This is a genomic window from Streptomyces sp. NBC_01257 (assembly GCF_035917255.1).
In the GTDB taxonomy this organism is placed as follows: Bacteria; Actinomycetota; Actinomycetes; order Streptomycetales; family Streptomycetaceae; genus Streptomyces.
Window position 1 is genome coordinate 6595507 of sequence record NZ_CP108472.1, and the last position, 18560, is coordinate 6614066.

Annotated in this window: 17 protein-coding genes and 1 pseudogene; 15 read left to right on the top strand and 3 right to left on the bottom strand. The window is 71.0% G+C overall.

Annotated features, from left to right (window positions below; genetic code table 11):
* Positions 1–10 precede the first annotated feature (10 nt).
* The 6 genes from OG408_RS28885 (at position 11) to OG408_RS28910 (ending at position 5499) form a co-directional block, all read left to right on the top strand.
* Positions 11–319, top strand: a complete 309-nt coding sequence (locus OG408_RS28885) for a DUF2469 domain-containing protein (RefSeq protein WP_003965949.1) — start codon at positions 11–13, stop codon at positions 317–319.
* A gap of 84 nt (positions 320–403) precedes the next feature.
* Positions 404–763 carry a YraN family protein gene (locus tag OG408_RS28890; protein WP_266783422.1) on the top strand — a complete coding sequence of 120 codons (360 nt, stop codon included), beginning with the start codon at positions 404–406 and terminating at the stop codon, positions 761–763.
* Positions 763–2388 carry a YifB family Mg chelatase-like AAA ATPase gene (locus OG408_RS28895; protein WP_326672772.1) on the top strand — a complete coding sequence of 542 codons (1626 nt, stop codon included), beginning with the start codon at positions 763–765 and terminating at the stop codon, positions 2386–2388. Before OG408_RS28890 ends, OG408_RS28895 begins: the two co-directional genes overlap by 1 nt.
* A 119-nt stretch (positions 2389–2507) precedes the next feature.
* Positions 2508–3662, top strand: coding sequence for a DNA-processing protein DprA (gene dprA, locus OG408_RS28900; protein ID WP_326672774.1), 1155 nt, complete (start codon positions 2508–2510; stop codon positions 3660–3662).
* Between the two features lie 290 nt (positions 3663–3952).
* A complete protein-coding gene (gene whiG, locus OG408_RS28905; RefSeq protein WP_266783428.1) occupies positions 3953–4789 on the top strand; it encodes an RNA polymerase sigma factor WhiG in 837 nt (278 codons plus the stop codon).
* Between the two features lie 116 nt (positions 4790–4905).
* Positions 4906–5499, top strand: coding sequence for a TetR/AcrR family transcriptional regulator (locus OG408_RS28910; RefSeq protein ID WP_326674607.1), 594 nt, complete (start codon positions 4906–4908; stop codon positions 5497–5499).
* Positions 5500–5588: 89 nt separating this feature from the next.
* On the opposite strand, the pseudogene OG408_RS40200 reads toward OG408_RS28910, so the two are convergent.
* Positions 5589–6329, bottom strand: a pseudogene (locus OG408_RS40200) (murein hydrolase activator EnvC family protein); the annotation flags it as partial.
* 276 nt (positions 6330–6605) lie between these two features.
* On the opposite strand from OG408_RS40200, the gene rpsB reads away from it, so the two are divergent.
* The 5 genes from rpsB to OG408_RS28940 all read left to right on the top strand — a co-directional run bounded on the left by rpsB (position 6606) and on the right by OG408_RS28940 (position 11232).
* Positions 6606–7550, top strand: a complete 945-nt coding sequence (rpsB, locus tag OG408_RS28920) for a 30S ribosomal protein S2 (RefSeq protein ID WP_326672776.1) — start codon at positions 6606–6608, stop codon at positions 7548–7550.
* Between the two features lie 99 nt (positions 7551–7649).
* Positions 7650–8486 (top strand): translation elongation factor Ts, encoded by an 837-nt coding sequence (gene tsf / locus OG408_RS28925; RefSeq protein ID WP_148021168.1) that lies wholly within the window; start codon positions 7650–7652, stop codon positions 8484–8486.
* 158 nt (positions 8487–8644) lie between these two features.
* On the top strand, positions 8645–9421 hold the full coding sequence (gene pyrH / locus OG408_RS28930; protein WP_266783434.1) for a UMP kinase: 777 nt from the start codon (positions 8645–8647) through the stop codon (positions 9419–9421).
* A 168-nt stretch (positions 9422–9589) separates the two neighbouring features.
* A complete protein-coding gene (gene frr, locus OG408_RS28935) occupies positions 9590–10147 on the top strand; it encodes a ribosome recycling factor (RefSeq protein WP_266783436.1) in 558 nt (185 codons plus the stop codon).
* Positions 10147–11232 carry a phosphatidate cytidylyltransferase gene (locus tag OG408_RS28940; protein ID WP_266783438.1) on the top strand — a complete coding sequence of 362 codons (1086 nt, stop codon included), beginning with the start codon at positions 10147–10149 and terminating at the stop codon, positions 11230–11232. The genes frr and OG408_RS28940 overlap by 1 nt, the downstream gene beginning before the upstream one ends.
* Positions 11233–11336: 104 nt before the next feature.
* Here OG408_RS28940 and OG408_RS28945 read toward each other — a convergent pair whose 3' ends face one another.
* Entirely contained in the window at positions 11337–11954 is a 618-nt protein-coding gene (locus OG408_RS28945) for a hypothetical protein (RefSeq protein ID WP_326672779.1), read from the bottom strand.
* A 259-nt stretch (positions 11955–12213) separates the two neighbouring features.
* Between OG408_RS28945 and rlmN the strand changes: the two genes are divergently transcribed.
* The 4 genes from rlmN (at position 12214) to OG408_RS28965 (ending at position 17416) form a co-directional block, all read left to right on the top strand.
* Positions 12214–13320: a 23S rRNA (adenine(2503)-C(2))-methyltransferase RlmN gene (gene rlmN / locus OG408_RS28950; RefSeq protein ID WP_266783442.1), complete on the top strand. Its 1107-nt coding sequence runs from the start codon at positions 12214–12216 to the stop codon at positions 13318–13320.
* Between the two features lie 258 nt (positions 13321–13578).
* Entirely contained in the window at positions 13579–14688 is a 1110-nt protein-coding gene (locus OG408_RS28955) for a thiamine ABC transporter substrate-binding protein (RefSeq protein WP_326672781.1), read from the top strand.
* 86 nt (positions 14689–14774) lie between these two features.
* Positions 14775–16388: an ABC transporter permease gene (locus OG408_RS28960; RefSeq protein ID WP_326674608.1), complete on the top strand. Its 1614-nt coding sequence runs from the start codon at positions 14775–14777 to the stop codon at positions 16386–16388.
* A 2-nt stretch (positions 16389–16390) separates the two neighbouring features.
* Complete coding sequence (locus OG408_RS28965) at positions 16391–17416, top strand: ABC transporter ATP-binding protein (protein ID WP_285565694.1); 1026 nt, start codon at positions 16391–16393, stop codon at positions 17414–17416.
* Positions 17417–17429: 13 nt separating this feature from the next.
* Here the strand turns inward: OG408_RS28965 and OG408_RS28970 are convergent, their stop codons facing one another.
* Positions 17430–18557, bottom strand: coding sequence for an LOG family protein (locus tag OG408_RS28970; RefSeq protein ID WP_285565692.1), 1128 nt, complete (start codon positions 18555–18557; stop codon positions 17430–17432).
* Positions 18558–18560 lie beyond the last annotated feature (3 nt).

Consider the following 18560-nt stretch of genomic DNA (forward strand, 5'->3'; position numbering starts at 1 on the left):
GAACATGCCAATGAGCGCCGAGGACCTCGAGAAGTACGAGACCGAGATGGAGCTGAAGCTCTACCGGGAGTACCGCGATGTCGTCGGTCTGTTCAAATATGTGATCGAGACCGAACGGCGCTTCTACCTCACCAACGACTACGAGATGCAGGTGCACTCGGTCCAGGGCGAGGTGTTTTTCGAGGTGTCCATGGCGGACGCCTGGGTCTGGGACATGTACCGGCCCGCACGGTTCGTCAAGCAGGTACGGGTCCTGACGTTCAAGGACGTCAACATCGAGGAGCTCAACAAGAGCGATCTCGAACTTCCGGGTGGCTGAGTTCTCCACAACGGCCGAGTTGTCCACCAAGATCCACTAGGGGAGGGCGGACGCGGCAGAGTCGGTGCCGGAGGTGGTGCCGATATGAACGCACGGGGGGCACTCGGGCGGTACGGCGAGGATCTGGCGGCACGGTTGCTGACGGACGCCGGAATGTCCGTGCTGGAACGGAACTGGCGCTGTCGCGCCGGTGAGATCGACATCGTCGCGAGGGACGGTGACGCGCTCGTCATCTGCGAGGTGAAGACCCGCAGGGCGGGCGCGTTCGAGCACCCGATGGCCGCGGTCACCCCGGCCAAGGCGGACCGCCTGCGGCGGCTGGCCGCACTCTGGCTGTCCCGGCACGGCGGCCCGCCGCCCGGCGGGGTGCGGATCGACCTGGTCGGCGTGGTGCTCCCCAGGCGCGGGGCACCCCTGGCCGAGCACGCCCGGGGGGTGGCCTGATGGGGTTCGCGCGTGCCTGCTCGGTGGCACTGGTGGGTGTCGAGGGCGTGGTGGTGGAGGTCCAGGCGGACCTGGAGGCCGGGGTCGCGGCGTTCACCCTGGTGGGTCTGCCGGACAAGAGCCTGGTGGAGAGCCGGGACCGGGTCAGGGCGGCCGTGGTCAACTCCGGGGCGGAGTGGCCGCAGAAGAAGCTCACGGTGGGGCTGTCACCGGCCTCGGTCCCCAAAGGAGGTTCGGGTTTCGATCTCGCCGTCGCGTGTGCGGTGCTCGGCGCCGCCGAGCGGATCGATCCCGCGTCCATCGCCGACGTGGTGATGATCGGGGAGCTGGGACTGGACGGCCGGGTGCGGCCGGTGCGCGGGATCCTGCCCGCCGTCCTGGCCGCGGCGGAGGCCGGGTACCGGCAGGTGGTCGTGCCCGAGCAGACCGCAAGCGAGGCCGCCCTGGTGCCCGGGGTCTCCGTGCTCGGGGTGCGCAGCCTGCGGCAGCTGATCGCCGTGCTCTGCGACGAACCGGTGCCCGAGGAGACGGCGCCCCACGACCATGGCCGCCCCGACACGATGCTGGCCGGGCTGATGGTGCCCGGTGCCGGAATGGGAACGGGGATCGCCCGGGGCTCGGCGCACGGCGAGGGCGGCTGGCCGGACCTGGCGGACGTCGCAGGTCAGGAGCGGCCGCGCAAGGCACTGGAGGTCGCCGCCGCGGGCGGCCACCACCTGCTGCTTTCGGGACCACCGGGAGCGGGCAAGACCATGCTCGCCGAACGGCTGCCCGCCATCCTGCCGCCGCTCACCCAGCCGGAGTCCCTCGAAGTGACCGCGGTCCACTCGGTCGCGGGCATCCTGCCACCCGGCGAACCCCTCGTCTCCCGGCCGCCCTACTGCGCGCCGCACCATTCGGCGACCATGCAGTCGCTGGTCGGCGGGGGCAACGGGCTGCCGCGCCCCGGCGCGGTCTCGCTGGCTCATCGAGGAATCCTCTTTCTGGACGAGGCGCCGGAGTTCTCCGTAAGGGCGCTGGACGCCCTGCGTCAGCCGCTGGAATCGGGTCACGTGGTGGTGGCGCGCAGCGCCGGGGTGGTGCGGCTGCCGGCCCGGTTCCTGATGGTGCTCGCCGCCAACCCCTGCCCGTGCGGGCGGCACACCCTGAGCGGGGCCGGGTGCGAGTGCCCGCCCTCGGCGGTCCGGCGCTACCAGGCCAGGCTCTCCGGGCCGTTGCTGGACCGGGTGGACCTGCGGGTGGTCGTCGACCCGGTCCGGCGCGAGGACCTGATGGGGCAGGGAGGCCGGGGCGAGTCGACCGCGGAGGTCGCCGCCCGGGTGCTCCGGGCCCGGGCGCGGGCCGCGGAGCGGCTTGCGGGCACCCCGTGGACGACCAACAGCGAGGTGCCGGGGCACGAGTTGCGGACCCGGCTGGTCGCGGCGCCGGGTGCGCTGATGGTGGCCGAGCGGGACATGGAACGGGGCATGCTCACGGCGCGCGGTCTGGACCGGGTGCTGCGGGTGGCGTGGACCGTCGCGGATCTGCGGGGCGCGGACCGGCCGGACGGCTCGGACGTCGCGGTGGCCCTGGAGATGCGGACCGGAATTCCGCGCGGGGTCGCGATGGAGGCGGGGAGTTCATGACGGGGCACGGGGCCGAAGGACGGGCGAACGCCCCTGGGGGAGCGGGGCGGACGGGAGGCCTGCCCGGCCGGACCGCGGTCCAACGGGGAACGGGGGCCCGCTCCGGCACCTGCGGCGGCGTGAGTGACCGGGAGCGGCTGGCCCGGGCGGCCCTGACCCGGGTGCTGGAACCGGGGGACGTGCGCGGCGGGCGCTGGCTGCGGGAGTGCGGCGGTGCGGAGCTGATACGACGGATCACGGTCCCGGACGGCTCGGCCGAGCGGCTGAGCGGGATGACGGCGAAACGGCTGGCCGGGTACCGGCTGCGGGCCGAAGGGACCGAGCCCGAGAAGGACCTGGCGGCGGTCGCCGCGGCCGGCGGGCGCTTCGTCTGCCCGGGCGACCGGGAGTGGCCGAGCCAGCTGGACGATCTGGGCGACGCCAGGCCGACGGGACTCTGGGTGCGGGGCAAGCCCGATCTGCGGCTCTGGGCGCTGCGCTCGGTGGCCGTGGTCGGGGCCCGCGCCTGCACACCGTACGGGGCGCACATGGCCGCGACGCTGGGCGCCGGGCTCGCCGAGCGGGGGTGGGTGGTCGTCTCGGGAGCCGCCTTCGGGGTCGACGGTGCGGCCCACCGCGGCGCCCTCGCGGCCGGCGGCGCCACGATGGCGGTGCTGGCCTGCGGAGTGGACGTCGCCTACCCCCGCGGTCATGCCGAACTCATCGGACGCATGGCCGAACAGGGGCTCGTCATCGGTGAACTGCCACCGGCCGAACACCCCACCCGCAGCAGATTCATCCTCCGGAACAGGGTGATCGCCGCGTTGACGCGCGGAACGGTCGTCGTGGAGGCCGAGTACCGCAGTGGCTCCCTGGTCACGGCGCGCGCCGCCCAACGGCTCGGCCGCTTCACCATGGGTGTACCGGGACCCGCCACCAGCGGACTGTCGGCAGGCGTCCACGAACTCCTCCGAGGCGAGGGCGTGCTGGTCACGGACGCCGCCGAAGTGGCCGAACTGGTGGGGGACATCGGCGACCTGGCCCCGCCCCGGCGCGGCCCGTTGCTGCCCCGCGACCAGCTGGATCCCCTCTGCGGAAGGGTCCTTGACGCACTGCCGGCCCGCGGCTGCGTCAACGGACGCGAGGTGGCACGCAGCGCCGGAACGACCTCCGACGAGGCGCTCGGCAAGCTGTACGAACTGCACTCACTGGGGTTCGTCGAACGCGATGGCGAGGGATGGCGGTTGACGCGGAGGCCGATATGCAATGGCGACGCGCGGCGAGGCGGTTCTTGACCTGGAGCATTCGGGTGAAAAGGTGATGCCGATGACCTCGGCGGATCCTTCAGCGGCCTCTCCGGGGCCGGCGCACGAGGCGACGGCCCCGGACATCCGTCATGTCCTCGCTCAGGTGCGCTGTCATGTCCGCCGCCGCAGCCGACTCCATGCCCGTGCGCCCGGAAGCGTGCGGCATCGATCCCTTATCCTGCGCGCACCGCGACCCTTCAGTCACGCTACGCTCACAAGGATTCCGGCCCAGACACTCGTCCCCCGGCACTTCACGGCAGAACGGCTCAAGGCACCACATGCCCCAGCACACCTCCGGGTCTGACCGCGCGGCAGTACCACCGGCTGCGCGTGGCACTGTGCGCCCTCCCGCCCCCTCCTCGCTCGACGAGTTGTGGCGTTCGTACAAGACCACGGGCGACGAGCGGCTGCGGGAGCAGCTGATCCTGCACTACTCGCCCCTGGTGAAGTACGTCGCGGGCCGGGTGAGCGTGGGTCTGCCGTCCAACGTCGAGCAGGCCGACTTCGTCTCCTCGGGCGTCTTCGGGCTGATCGACGCCATCGAGAAGTTCGACATCGAGCGCGCGATCAAGTTCGAGACATACGCGATCACCCGCATCCGGGGCGCGATGATCGACGAACTCCGTGCCCTGGACTGGATCCCGCGCTCCGTACGCCAGAAGGCTCGGGCGGTGGAACGCGCCTACGCCACCCTGGAGGCCAAACTGCGGCGCACCCCGTCGGAGGCGGAGGTCGCCGCCGAGATGGGCATCGCACTGGAGGAACTGCACGCGGTTTTCAGCCAGTTGTCGCTGGCCAACGTTGTCGCGCTGGAGGAGCTGCTCCATGTGGGCGGCGAGGGCGGCGACCGGCTCAGCCTGATGGACACGCTGGAGGACACCGCCGCCGACAACCCGGTGGAGGTGGCCGAGGGCCGCGAGCTCCGAAGACTGCTCGCCCGCGCGATCAACACCCTCCCGGACCGGGAGAAGACGGTCGTCACGCTCTACTACTACGAGGGCCTCACCCTCGCCGAGATCGGCAACGTCCTCGGGGTCACCGAGAGCCGGGTCAGCCAGATCCACACCAAGTCGGTGCTGCAACTCCGCGCCAAGCTGGCCGACGCCGGACGCTGAGACCGCCCGCAGGGGCCGCCGGCAGGAGCGCTTCGGCCAGTGATCCGGGCCGCCCGCCCCCTCGCGAACACCGGCCGCCGTAGAGTGGAGCCGTGCCCAGGATTCGAGCGGCCTCCGTGGCCGAGCACCGGACCATGCAGCGCGGCGCCCTCCTGGACGCAGCGCGCTCCCTGCTGTCCGAGGGAGGCACGGAGGCCCTGACCTTCCCCGCCCTCGCCGAACGCACGGGCCTCGCCCGGTCCTCCGTCTACGAGTACTTCCGCTCCCGCGCCGCCGTCGTCGAAGAACTCTGCGCCGTCGACTTCCCCGTGTGGGCGGCCGAGGTCGAGGGCGCGATGGAACGGGCGGGGACGCCCGAGGAGAAGATCGAGGCGTACGTCAGGCGGCAGCTCGATCTCGTCGGGGACCGGCGGCACCGGGCCGTCGTGGCGATCTCGGCGAGCGAGCTGGACGCCGGTGCGCGCGAGAAGATCCGGGGGGCGCACGGCGGTCTGATCGCCATGATCGTGGAGGCGCTCGCCGATCTCGGACACGAGCAGCCGCGACTGGCGGCCATGCTGCTCCAGGGCTCGGTGGACGCCGCGGTTCGGCGGATCGAACTGAGTGTGGCGGAGGAGCCCGGCGTGATCGCGGACACCGCCGTCGCCATGATTCTCAACGGGGTCCGGGACGTCCGGACTGACGGGGCGGATCCGGCCGACCCGGCCTGAAGCCCCCGCGCGCCCGGCTGCGCCCGCGCGCCCGTGGTGACGGGGGCTGGGACGGATCCGGGATCGCGCTCGGGCTCGCTCCCTGGTTCCGGTTCGGGCACCCCGGACACCGGCAGCAGCCGGGACGGTCCGCGCCGCAGCATCGAGGGCGGCAGCAGGGACAACGGGTCCAGATACGCCTCCGCACGGCGCAGGCCCCAGTGCAGACAGCCGGACGCACAGTGGAACGGTCCCGCCGCCATGACCGCCACCACCTGGCCCGCCCTGACCTCGTCGCCCTTCGCGACCAGCGGGCGCACCGGCTCGTAGGTGGTCCGCAACGGCGGATCGCCCGTCCCCGACAGCTCGATGGCGACCACCCCGCGCCCCGCCACGGCGCCCGCGAAGGACACCCGGCCCGACGCGGCGGCGAGCACCCGCGCACCCGGCCCGGCGGCGAGGTCCACCCCGCGGTGCCCGCGCCCGTAATCGGTGGCGGGCGGCTCCCATCCCCGCAGGACCGCCGGCCGCCCCTCCAGCGGCCAGCCACGCTCCCCGTCCGGATTCGCCGGGGCGGGAGCCGGAGCAGGCGGCGGGGCCTGTGCGCGGGCAGCTGCACGTACGGGGGCAGGGGAGGCCCCGGCTCCCGCCCCGCCTCCCACGGCGTCCGGTGGCGGTCGCTGCGCGGCCAGGGCCCAGAGTCCGCCGCACGCCGTCGCGAGCAGCCCGGCAACCAGCCCCGCCGCCAGCCTTGTCACCAGCCCCGTCACCCACCCCGCGGTGGGCGCCGGCACGTCACCGGCGCGGTTGCGGCGGGTCGGGGAACAGCCCCGGTCAGAAGTGATTCGCATGGCACAACCGTCCCCCGCGGCGCCGCTCCGCGGGGATCATGGACCGGATCTGTGGACTACCGGCCGGTTGTGGACAGCGCCGTCACCCGGCACCCGGCGGGTCCCGTACACTTCTTTTGGCGATCCGGGTCACCGGGTCGACTTCGCACGCCCCGCCATCTCCCTCTCTTCGGAGGTGGCCGCGCTCCTCGGTCCCTCGTGGCACGGCGCGTCGGGGCGTCAGGCGCGACAGCAATCCTGCGGTCGCGATAACCGAGTACCTCAAGGAGTACGGCCATGGCCGTCGTCACGATGCGGGAGCTGCTGGAAAGCGGCGTCCACTTCGGTCACCAGACCCGTCGTTGGAACCCGAAGATGAAGCGCTTCATCTTCACGGAGCGCAACGGCATCTACATCATCGACCTGCTCCAGTCGCTGTCGTACATCGACCGCGCCTACGAGTTCGTCAAGGAGACCGTCGCCCACGGCGGCTCCATCATGTTCGTGGGTACGAAGAAGCAGGCGCAGGAGGCCATCGCCGAGCAGGCGACGCGCGTCGGCATGCCGTACGTCAACCAGCGTTGGCTCGGTGGCATGCTCACCAACTTCTCCACCGTCTACAAGCGCCTTCAGCGTCTGAAGGAGCTCGAGCTCATCGACTTCGAGGACGTGGCCGCCTCCGGCCTCACCAAGAAGGAGCTCCTGGTTCTCTCCCGCGAGAAGGCCAAGCTGGAGAAGACCCTCGGTGGTATCCGCGAGATGCAGAAGGTGCCGAGCGCCGTCTGGATCGTCGACACCAAGAAGGAGCACATCGCCGTCGGTGAGGCGCGCAAGCTCCACATCCCGGTCGTCGCGATCCTCGACACCAACTGTGACCCCGACGAGGTCGACTACAAGATTCCGGGCAACGACGACGCGATCCGCTCCGTCACCCTGCTCACCCGCGTGATCGCCGACGCCGTCGCCGAGGGCCTCATCGCCCGCTCCGGCGCTGCGACCGGCGACTCGAAGCCGGGCGAGAAGGCTGCCGGCGAGCCCCTCGCCGAGTGGGAGCGTGACCTGCTCGAGGGCGACAAGAAGGCCGACGCCGAGGTCCAGACCTCCGCCGAGACCGAGAAGGTCGCCGACGCGGAGGCCGCTGAGACCCCCGCCGAGGCCGCTGCCGCTGAGGCCCCCGTTGCCGAGGCGCCCGCCGCCGAGGCCGAGGCTCCGGCCGCCGACGCGGACGCCGAGCAGGCCTGACACCCGTCACGGCTGAAGACGGCGGGGGCCGGTGCCACAGGCACCGCCCCCGCCGTTCACCCGTAGATCTTTCAGACTTCGAGAGAGAAATACAGACTCATGGCGAACTACACCGCCGCTGACGTCAAGAAGCTCCGTGAGCTCACCGGCGCCGGCATGATGGACTGCAAGAAGGCCCTCGACGAGGCCGACGGCAACGTCGACGGAGCCGTCGAAGCCCTCCGTATCAAGGGCCAGAAGGGCGTCGCCAAGCGCGAAGGCCGTTCTGCCGAGAACGGCGCGGTCGTCTCCGTCGTCTCCGAGGACAAGACGTCCGGCGTCCTGCTCGAGCTGAAGTGCGAGACCGACTTCGTCGCCAAGGGTGACAAGTTCCAGGCCGTCGCCAACACGCTCGCCGCTCACGTCGCCGCGACTTCCCCGGCCGACATCGAGGCGCTTCTCGCCTCCGAGATCGAGCCCGGCAAGACCGTCCAGGCGTACGTGGACGAGGCCAACGCCAACCTCGGCGAGAAGATCGTCCTGGACCGCTTCGCGCAGTTCCAGGGTGCCTTCGTCTCCGTGTACATGCACCGCACCATGCCCGACCTGCCCCCGCAGATCGGTGTTCTGGTCGAGCTGGACAAGGCCGACGCCGACCTGGCGAAGGGCATTGCCCAGCACATCGCCGCCTTCGCGCCGAAGTACCTGTCCCGTGAGGACGTCCCGGCCGAGGTCGTCGAGGCCGAGCGCCGCGTCGCCGAGGAGACCACGCGCGCCGAGGGCAAGCCCGAGGCCGCGCTCCCGAAGATCGTCGAGGGTCGCGTCAACGGCTTCTTCAAGGAGGCCACCCTTCTTGGCCAGCCGTACGCGCTGGACAACAAGAAGTCCGTCCAGAAGGTCCTGGACGAGGCCGGTGTCACCCTGAAGCGCTTCTCGCGCATCAAGGTCGGCATCTGAGTCCGTCCGCGAAAAACGGTGGACCCCGATAGGGTCTGGTGCAGTCGACGGCCGCACACCGCCGTACGACCGCAGATCTGACGAGGAGGCCATTGCCGCTGAGGGACACCAGACCCACCGGCAATGGCCTTCTTCGTATGTGCACGAGGAGAATCTCCATGAACAAGGGCGCGGACGCCGCAACAGGTGACCACAAGCGCGACGACGGCAAGGTTCCCGGACGCTTCATGCTGAAGCTGTCCGGAGAGGCGTTCGCCGGCGGCGGGGGTCTCGGAGTCGACCCCGACGTCGTACACGCCATCGCCCGCGAGATCGCGGCAGTCGTCCGCGGGGGCGCGGAGATCGCGATCGTCATCGGCGGCGGCAACTTCTTCCGCGGTGCCGAGCTCCAGCAGCGCGGCATGGACCGGGCCCGGTCCGACTACATGGGCATGCTCGGCACCGTCATGAACTGCCTCGCGCTCCAGGACTTCCTGGAGAAGGAAGGCATCGACTCCCGCGTCCAGACGGCCATCACCATGGGCCAGGTCGCGGAGCCGTACATTCCGCTGCGTGCCGTACGGCACCTGGAGAAGGGCCGCGTCGTCATCTTCGGCGCCGGCATGGGCATGCCCTACTTCTCCACCGACACCACCGCGGCACAGCGCGCCCTGGAGATCGACGCCGCGGGGCTGCTGATGGGCAAGAACGGCGTGGACGGGGTCTACGACTCCGACCCGAAGACCAACCCCGGCGCGGTGAAGTTCGACGCACTGGAGTACAGCGAGGTGCTCGCCCGCGACCTCAAGGTCGCCGACGCCACCGCCATCACGCTCTGCCGTGACAACCAGCTGCCGATCCTCGTCTTCGAGCTGACCACCGCGGGCAATATCGCCCGCGCGGTCAAGGGTGAGAAGATCGGCACGCTCGTGAGTGACCAGGGCACCCGGGCCTGACAACCGGGGGACACGGCCGGGGAAGCCCGGCGGTGTCCCGGGGCCCACGGGACGGCCCCGAAGGATGGACAACGGCCTGCCGGTCGGACACCGTGCAGGTGAGGACGCGACGCAGGACCCGCCGGGCCCGAGCACGCCGGGCCCACTCAAGACACGCAGGAGCACGTGGTGATCGAAGAAACCCTCCTCGAGGCCGAGGAGAAGATGGAGAAGGCCGTCGTGGTCGCGAAAGAGGACTTCGCCGCGATCCGCACCGGCCGTGCGCACCCGGCGATGTTCAACAAGATCGTCGCCGACTACTACGGCGCGCTGACCCCGATCAACCAGCTGGCCTCGTTCTCGGTGCCGGAGCCCCGTATGGCCGTCGTGACGCCGTTCGACAAGAGCGCGCTGCGCAACATCGAGCAGGCCATCCGCGACTCGGACCTCGGCGTCAACCCGAGCAACGACGGCAATATCATCCGGGTGACCTTCCCCGACCTCACCGAAGAGCGCCGTCGCGACTACATCAAGGTCGCGAAGACCAAGGCCGAGGACTCCAAGATCTCGATCCGGGCCGTCCGCCGCAAGGCCAAGGAAATCCTGGACAAGCTGGTCAAGGACAAGGAGTCGGGCGAGGACGAGGTGCGCCGCGCCGAGAAGGAGCTCGACGACACCACCGCGAAGTACGTCGCGCAGGTGGACGAGCTGCTGAAGCACAAGGAAGCCGAGCTGCTCGAAGTCTGATGAACGACTCCTCCTGGGGCGCCCCGCAGGGCGCAGGCCACCGGGCCGCGCCCGAGATGCGGGCCGTTCCGGCGGGTCCTGCATACGATGTGCATGGCGCCCAGCACACTCGGCCCATGCCCATCGTGCCGGACGTTCCCGACGCAGGTAGAGACGCTGACGACCGTGATGACCGGGACCAGGGGGCCGGACGCCTGAACGGCGGCCCCCTGTTCCGCGACGAGAAGCCGCAGGAGCCCATGTCCACCGCGCCGCCGCCCCCGCAGAAGAAACGTGCGGGCCGTGATCTGGGAGCCGCCATAGGGGTCGGCGTGGGGCTCGGTGCCGTCGTCGTCGCCTCGCTCTTCATCGTCAAGGCCGTCTTCGTCGGTGTGATCGTGGTCGCCGTCGTCGTGGGCCTGTGGGAGCTGACCTCCCGGCTGGAGGAGCGCAAGGGCATCAAGGCGCCCCTCGTACCGCTCGCGATCGGTGGCGCGGCCATGGTCGTGGCCGGTTACGCGCGGGGTGCGGAGGGTGCCTGGATCGCCATGGCGCTGACCGCCCTGGCGGTACTCGTCTGGCGGATGACCGAGCCGCCGGACGGCTACCTCAAGGACGTCACGGCCGGAGTCTTCGCCGCGTTCTACGTGCCGTTCCTGGCCACCTTCGTCGCCATGCTGCTGACCGCCGACGACGGACCCCAGCGGGTCCTGACCTTCCTGCTGCTGACCGTGGTCAGCGACACGGGCGCGTACGCCGTCGGCTGGCGCTTCGGCAAGCACAAGCTCGCCCCGCGCATCAGCCCCGGAAAGACGCGCGAGGGGCTGTTCGGAGCCGTGGCCTTCGCGATGGTGGCCGGCGCGCTGTGCATGCAGTTCCTGATCGACGACGGCACCTGGTGGCAGGGCCTGCTGCTCGGCCTCGCGGTCGCCGCCAGCGCCACCCTCGGCGACCTGGGCGAGTCCATGATCAAGCGGGACCTCGGCATCAAGGACATGGGCACGCTGCTGCCCGGTCACGGCGGAATCATGGACCGGCTGGACTCCCTGCTGCCGACCGCGCCGGTGGCGTGGCTGCTGCTGGTGATCTTCGTCGGCTCCAGCTGAGACGTACGTTCCGGATCTTCGGGAGTGAGGGTCCGCTGCCCACGGGGCAGCGGACCCTCATTGCTGTGTGCGGCGCCCGGCCCCGTGCTCGGTGACCGGCTCAGTCAGTCGAACCAGACGACCAGGCGGACACCCTCGTCGCCGTGCAGTCCCGCCAGCGTGCGCATGACCGACCACACGGCCCCCCAGTTGCTGTCCGGAACGGCATCCTTCCGCCGGAGACGGCCGATACGGAAGAGCCGGTCGCCGTCCGGCCACTCGGTGCCCTCGGGGTGGATGCTGCCCGCCCGGTACAGGGCATGGGGGTCGTTGATGCCGGCCAGCTCGGCGAATCGGGTGAGGTCGGTGTTCTGACCGTGCATCTCCCAGCTCCCGTCGGACCTCCGGCGGTACTCGTGAACGCATGCATCGACCTCGTTCGCGGCCTCCTCCCAGTCCGCCGTCAGCAGCTCCGCCCAGGTGATCCACGACGCGCCGTGCAGGTCGGACCAGGGTTCGAAATCGGCGCGGGCCTCCTGGGATGCGTCGGGAGGCAGGCCTCGGTGATCGGCCAACGGACGGAACGAGGTGGTATCCCGGACACCGAACAGGGCGCCGAAGCCGACGTAGGAGCGCCCGTTGTAGAGGTGCGAGAGGCTGATGGCCGCCGTCCAGCGGCGGTCCTCCTCGTCCAGCCAGCGATCCCAGCGGCACTCGATGAATCCGTACATGTCACTCCCCATGCCTGGATTGTTCTCCGTGGATGCGCCGAAGGCGACGGCATTTCCCACGCATCGCGGCCTGGTGGACGGCCCGGAATTTGGGTCCGTTTCGGTGTGATCCATCACGAAAGCGCGGCCTGCCTCGACGGCCCTCGAGCGCGTCGGGGCAGGCCCGCGCAGGGCACTGCCGGCCTGTGACGGTGCGCGGCAGCGGTAGGGGCTCCGGCGGAGCAGGCGACGGCCACGAGGACCGTGGCGTGTCTGCGACACTGGAGGAACCATGCCTAAGCCCGGAGAACTCACTTTCGTCGCGCCCCGCGGAGCCAAGAAGCCGCCGCGGCACCTCGCCGACCTCACGCCCGCCGAGCGCAAGGAAGCGGTCGCCGCGATCGGCGAGAAGCCGTTCCGCGCCCAGCAGCTCTCGCAGCACTACTTCGCGCGGTACGCGCACGACCCGGCGGAGTGGACCAACATTCCGGCCGGATCGCGGGACAAGCTCGCCGAGGCGATGTTCCCCGATCTGATGTCCGTGGTGCGGCACATCAGCTGTGACGAGGACACCACCCGCAAGACGCTGTGGAAGCTGCACGACGGGACGCTCGTCGAGTCCGTGCTGATGCGCTACCCCGAGCGCGTCACGATGTGCATCTCCTCGCAGGCCGGCTGCGGGATGAACTGTCCGTTCTGCGCCACCGGGCAGGCAGGGCTCGACCGGAACCTGTCCACCGCGGAGATCGTCCACCAGATCGTGGACGGCATGCGGGCGCTGCGTGACGGCGAGGTCCCGGGCGGGCCGGCGCGGCTGTCCAACATCGTCTTCATGGGCATGGGCGAACCGCTCGCCAACTACAACCGGGTGGTCGGCGCGATCCGTCGGCTGACCGACCCCGAGCCGGACGGGCTGGGCCTCTCGCAGCGCGGGATCACCGTCTCCACCGTCGGCCTCGTGCCCGCGATGCTCCGTTTCGCGGACGAGGGCTTCAAGTGCCGGCTCGCCGTCTCGCTGCACGCCCCGGACGACGAGCTGCGCGACACGCTCGTGCCCGTGAACACCCGGTGGAACGTCAACGAGGTCCTGGACGCCGCATGGGAGTACGCGGAGAAGTCCGGCCGCCGCATCTCCATCGAGTACGCGCTGATCCGCGACATCAACGACCAGGCCTGGCGGGGTGACCGGCTCGGCCGGCTCCTCAAGGGCAAGCGGGTCCACGTCAACCTCATCCCGCTGAACCCGACGCCCGGCTCGAAGTGGACCGCCTCGCGGCCCGAGGACGAGAAGGCGTTCGTCGAGGCGATCGCCGCCCACGGGGTGCCGGTGACCGTCCGGGACACCCGGGGCCAGGAGATCGACGGGGCCTGCGGACAGCTGGCGGCATCCGAGCGCTGAGGCCGAAATCGGGCGTGTAGCCTGGGCTGGAAAGACAGGTTCACCGCTCGAAACCAACTTCATATTCCGACAGGGGAGCGCCACAGCGCTGAGAGTGCGGCACCAAGGACAGGTTGGCCGCAGACCCTCTGAACCTCGCCCGGGTCATTCCGGGTAGGAAGTTCGGACCTTACTCAAGCTGTTGCGCCCTGCCCGCATCCGGTTTCCACCGGCGCGGGCAGGGCCGCGTCTCTTCCTGGTCATCCCAGGAGGAATCACATGAGCACCACCAGGAAGATCGCGGTGACGGCCGTCGCCGCCGCGCTCGGAGCCACCGCGCTCGCCGGATGCGGAAGCTCCGACAACTCGGCCGCCGGCACCGGCTCGGGCGGCACCAAGGGCTCCGGCTCCAAGACCGTCACCCTCGTCAGCCACGACTCCTTCAACGCCTCCAAGGGCGTACTGAAGGAGTTCACCCGGGAGACCGGCTACACCGTCAAGGTGCTGAAGAGCGGGGACGCCGGCGCCGCCCTCAACCAGGAGATCCTCACCAAGGGCTCGCCCCGCGGTGACGTGTTCTTCGGCGTCGACAACACCCTGCTCTCCCGCGCCCTCGACAACGGCCTGTTCACGCCGTACGCCGCCAAGGGCATCGGCCAGGTCGCGGCCGATGTGCAGCTGGACGCCGAGAAGCACCGGGTGACGCCCGTCGACACCGGCGACATCTGCGTCAACTACGACAAGAAGTACTTCGCCGACAAGAAGCTCGCGCCGCCGAAGACCTTCGACGACCTCGCGAAGCCCGCGTACAAGAACCTCCTCGTCACCGAGAACGCCGCGACCTCCTCGCCCGGCCTCGGCTTCCTCCTCGGCACCGTCGCCACCTACGGCGAGGACGGCTACCAGGACTACTGGAAGAAGCTGAAGGACAACGGCGTCAAGGTCGTCGACGGCTGGGAGCAGGCGTACAACGAGGAGTTCTCCGGCTCCGCGGGCGGCAAGAAGGCCAAGGCCGACCGGCCGCTCGTCGTCAGCTACGCGTCCAGCCCGCCCGTCGAGGTGCTGTACGCGGACCCGCAGCCGAAGACCGCCCCGACCGGCGTCGCGACCGGGACGTGCTTCCGGCAGATCGAGTTCGCCGGTCTGCTCGACGGGGCGAAGAACGAGGCGGGCGGCAAGGCCCTGCTGGACTTCCTGATCGGCAAGAAGTTCCAGGAGGACATGCCGCTCAACATGTTCGTCAGCCCGGTCACCAAGGGCGCGAAGGTGCCGGACCTCTTCACGGAGTTCGGCGCCACGGTCGACCGGCCGACGACCGTCGCCCCGGACACGATCGCCAAGAACCGTGAGCAGTGGGTCCAGTCATGGTCCTCGCTCGTAGTGAAGTAGCGAAGACTCCCGTACGCGGACCGGGCGCGCGCGGGAAGGCCGCGCGCGCCCGGTCGCTGCGCGGGGGCGCGCTGCGGCTCGGTCTGATGGCCGTGCCCGTCGCGTTCTTCGCGCTGTTCTTCGCCTACCCCGTCGTCGCGATCGTCGGACGCGGGCTCAAGGACGGCGGGGTGTGGCAGTTCGGACGGATCGGCGAGGTGCTGAGCCGGTCCGACATCCAGGACGTCCTCTGGTTCACCCTCTGGCAGGCGCTCGCCTCGACCGCGCTGACCCTGCTGATCGCCCTGCCGGGCGCGTACGTCTTCGCCCGGTTCGACTTCCCCGGGAAGCAGCTGCTCCGGGCCGTCGTCACGGTGCCGTTCGTCCTGCCGACCGTCGTCGTCGGCACCGCGTTCCTCGCGCTGCTGGGCCGCGGCGGCTTCCTCGACGAGCTGTGGGGGGTCCGGCTCGACACCACGGTGTGGGCGATCCTGCTGGCCCATGTCTTCTTCAACTACGCGGTCGTCGTCCGTACCGTCGGCGGCCTCTGGTCGCAGCTCGACCCGCGGCAGGAGGAGGCCGCGCGGGTCCTGGGCGCCGGACGGTTCGCCGCCTGGTGCCGGGTCACCCTCCCCGCGCTCGGCCCCGCCGTGGCCGCCGCCGCGCTGATGGTCTTCCTCTTCACCTTCACGTCCTTCGGAGTCGTACAGATCCTCGGCGGCCCCGGCTTCTCCACGCTGGAAGTGGAGATCTACCGGCAGACCGCGCAACTGCTCGCCCTGCCGACGGCCGCCGTGCTGACCCTGGTGCAGTTCGTCGCCGTGGGCGCCGTCCTCGCCGTGCACGCGTGGACCGTACGGCGCCGGGAGACCGCGCTGAAGCTCGTCGACCCGGCGCAGACCGCCCGCAGGCCCCGCGGCGCGGGCCAGTGGGCGCTGCTCGGCGGGGTGCTGCTGACCGTCCTGGTGCTGATCCTGCTGCCGCTCGCCGTCCTGGTGGAGCGGTCGCTCGACGTGTCCGGCGGCCACGGCTTCGCGTACTACCGTGCGCTCGGATCGGCGGAGGGCAACAGCGGTACGTTCCTGGTCGCGCCCCTCGAAGCGATCGGGAACTCGCTGCGTTACGCCGTGGTCGCCACCCTCATCGCGCTGGTCGTCGGGGGACTGGCCGCGGCGGCCCTGACCCGGAAGGCGGGCCGGCTCGTCCGGGGCTTCGACGCACTGCTGATGCTGCCGCTCGGGGTCTCCGCCGTCACCGTCGGCTTCGGCTTCCTGATCACCCTCGACAAACCGCCGCTGGACCTGCGGACCTCCTGGATCCTGGTGCCGCTCGCCCAGGCGCTCGTCGGCGTGCCCTTCGTCGTACGCACCATGCTGCCGGTCCTCAGAGCGGTGGACGGCCGGCTGCGCGAGGCGGCCGCGGTCCTCGGCGCCTCGCCGCTGCGGGCCTGGCGCGAGGTGGACCTGCCGCTGGTGCGCCGGGCACTGCTGGTCGCGGCGGGCTTCGCGTTCGCCGTGTCACTCGGCGAGTTCGGCGCCACGGTGTTCATCGCACGGCCCGACAACCCCACGCTCCCGGTCGCCGTCGCCCGGCTGCTGGGACGGTCCGGGGAGCTCAACTACGGGCAGGCGATGGCCCTCAGCACCATTCTGATGCTGGTGTGCGCGGTGTCGCTGCTGCTGCTCGAACGTATCCGCACCGACCGATCCGGGGAGTTCTAGGGATGCTGACACTCGAATCGGTCACCGTGCGCTTCGGCGACCGCCCGGCGCTCGACGCGGTGGACCTGGAGGTCGCCGAGCACGAGATCGTCTGCGTGCTGGGGCCGAGCGGCAGTGGCAAGTCCACTCTGCTGAGGGCGGTCGCGGGCCTTCAGCAGACCGACGCCGGACGGGTGCTGCTCGACGGCGCCGACCAGGACGGGGTGCCGGTGCACCGGCGCGGACTCGGCCTGATGTTCCAGGACCACCAGCTGTTCCCGCACCGGGACGTCGGGGCCAACGTCGCCTTCGGGCTGCGGATGCACGGCGTGAGCCGGAGCGAGCAGCAGCACAAGGTCGCCGAACTCCTGGACCTGGTGGGACTTCCCGGCGCCGGACGCCGCGCCGTGGCCGCGCTCTCGGGCGGCGAGCAGCAGCGCGTCGCCCTCGCCCGGGCGCTGGCGCCCCGGCCCAAACTGCTGATGCTGGACGAACCGCTCGGCCAGCTCGACCGCAGCCTGCGCGAACGCCTCGTCGTCGAACTCCGCACCCTCTTCGCCCGCCTGGGCACGACCGTGCTCGCCGTCACCCACGACCAGGGCGAGGCCTTCGCACTGGCCGACCGGGTCGTCGTGATGCGCGACGGACGCATCGCCCAGGTGGGCACCCCCCTGGAGGTCTGGCAGCGTCCCGCCTCGGCGTTCGTCGCCCGCTTCCTCGGCTTCGACAACGTGGTGGAGGCGACGGTCACCGGCGAGGCCGCCGACACGGACTGGGGCAAGGTGCCGGTACCCGCCGGATCGCCGCAGGGGGCCTGCGATCTGCTGGTGCGCCCGGTGGGCGTCCGGATCGGCGCCCCGGAGGACGGCCTGCGCTGCACAGTTGGCGCCCGGACCTTCCGCGGCAACCACGTCGCCGTGAAGCTCCACCCCGAGCACGGCCCGGTCCTGGACGCGGAGTGCCCGCTGAACGGCACGCCGGACGAGGGCGCGCGAGTCGGGGTCACCTTCGACGCGGCGGAGAGCGTCGTGCTGCCTGCCGTCTTCTGACGGGTCGAGGGCGCTACGCCCCCGACATCCGCGCGAGCGCCTCCGGCGCCTCCTCCACCGAGTCGACGAGCGCGATACGGGACTCCATCGGCCGGCCCGCGGCGAGTGCCCGGAGCAGGGGCCATGCGGGCAGCTCGTGTGTCCAGTGGTCGCGTCCCACCAGCACCATCGGCGACGGTTCGCCGCGCGATCCGTAGTAGTTCGGGGTGGTGCTGTCGAAGATCTCCTGCACGGTGCCGGCCGCTCCCGGCAGGAATATCACGCCCGCGGTCGAGCGGGCCAGCAGGCCGTCCTCCCGCAGGGCGTTGGCGAAGTACTTGGCGATGTGGTCGGCGAACGGGTTCGGCGGCTCGTGGCCGTAGAACCAGGTGGGGATCGCCACGGACCCGCCGCCGTCCGGCCACCGCTCGCGCACCGCGAACGCGGCCAGCGCCCAGTCGGAGACCGAAGGGGTGAACGAGGGGACCGCGGCCAGGAGTTCGCAGGCCTTGTCCAGCATCGGGTCGGGGTGCGGAGCCGCGTAGGCGCCCAGGTTGGCCGCCTCCATCGCGCCCGGGCCGCCGCCCGTGGCCACCGTCAGGCCGCTGCGGGCCAGGGTCCTGCCGAGGCGGGCAGCGGCGGCGTACGAGTCGCTGCCGCGGAGTGTCGCGTGGCCGCCCATGACGCCGACCACCCGGGCGCCGGTGAGGAGTTCGTCCAGCGCGTCCGAGACCGCGTCGTCGTGAAGTGCGCGCAGCATCGAGGCGAACGCGTCGCCGTCCGAGCGCGTCCGCTGGAACCAGCGGTAGGCGCGGGCGTCGGGCGTCGTCTCGTAACCGCCCCGCGTCAGCCCGTCGTAGAGCGTGTCGGGGGAGTAGAGCCGGCCGCGGTACGGGTCGAAGGGGAGACCCGGCACCGGGGGGAAGACGAACGCGCCTTCGGCCCGCACCTTCTCGGCCGCTGCGGGTTCCATCCGGCAGCCGAAGAAGACGGCGCCTGACGCGTCGGTGGCCAGCAGGGCCGCGCTGCGTTCCGTCAGGTCGACGGACTGGACGCGCTGTCCGGCCAGCGGACCGGCGGCGACCGCCGCGTCGAACTCGGCGAGCGACTCGATCTCGGTGCCGGGTGCGGGGGTGATGTCGGTGTCGTCGGAGGTCTCCACGCC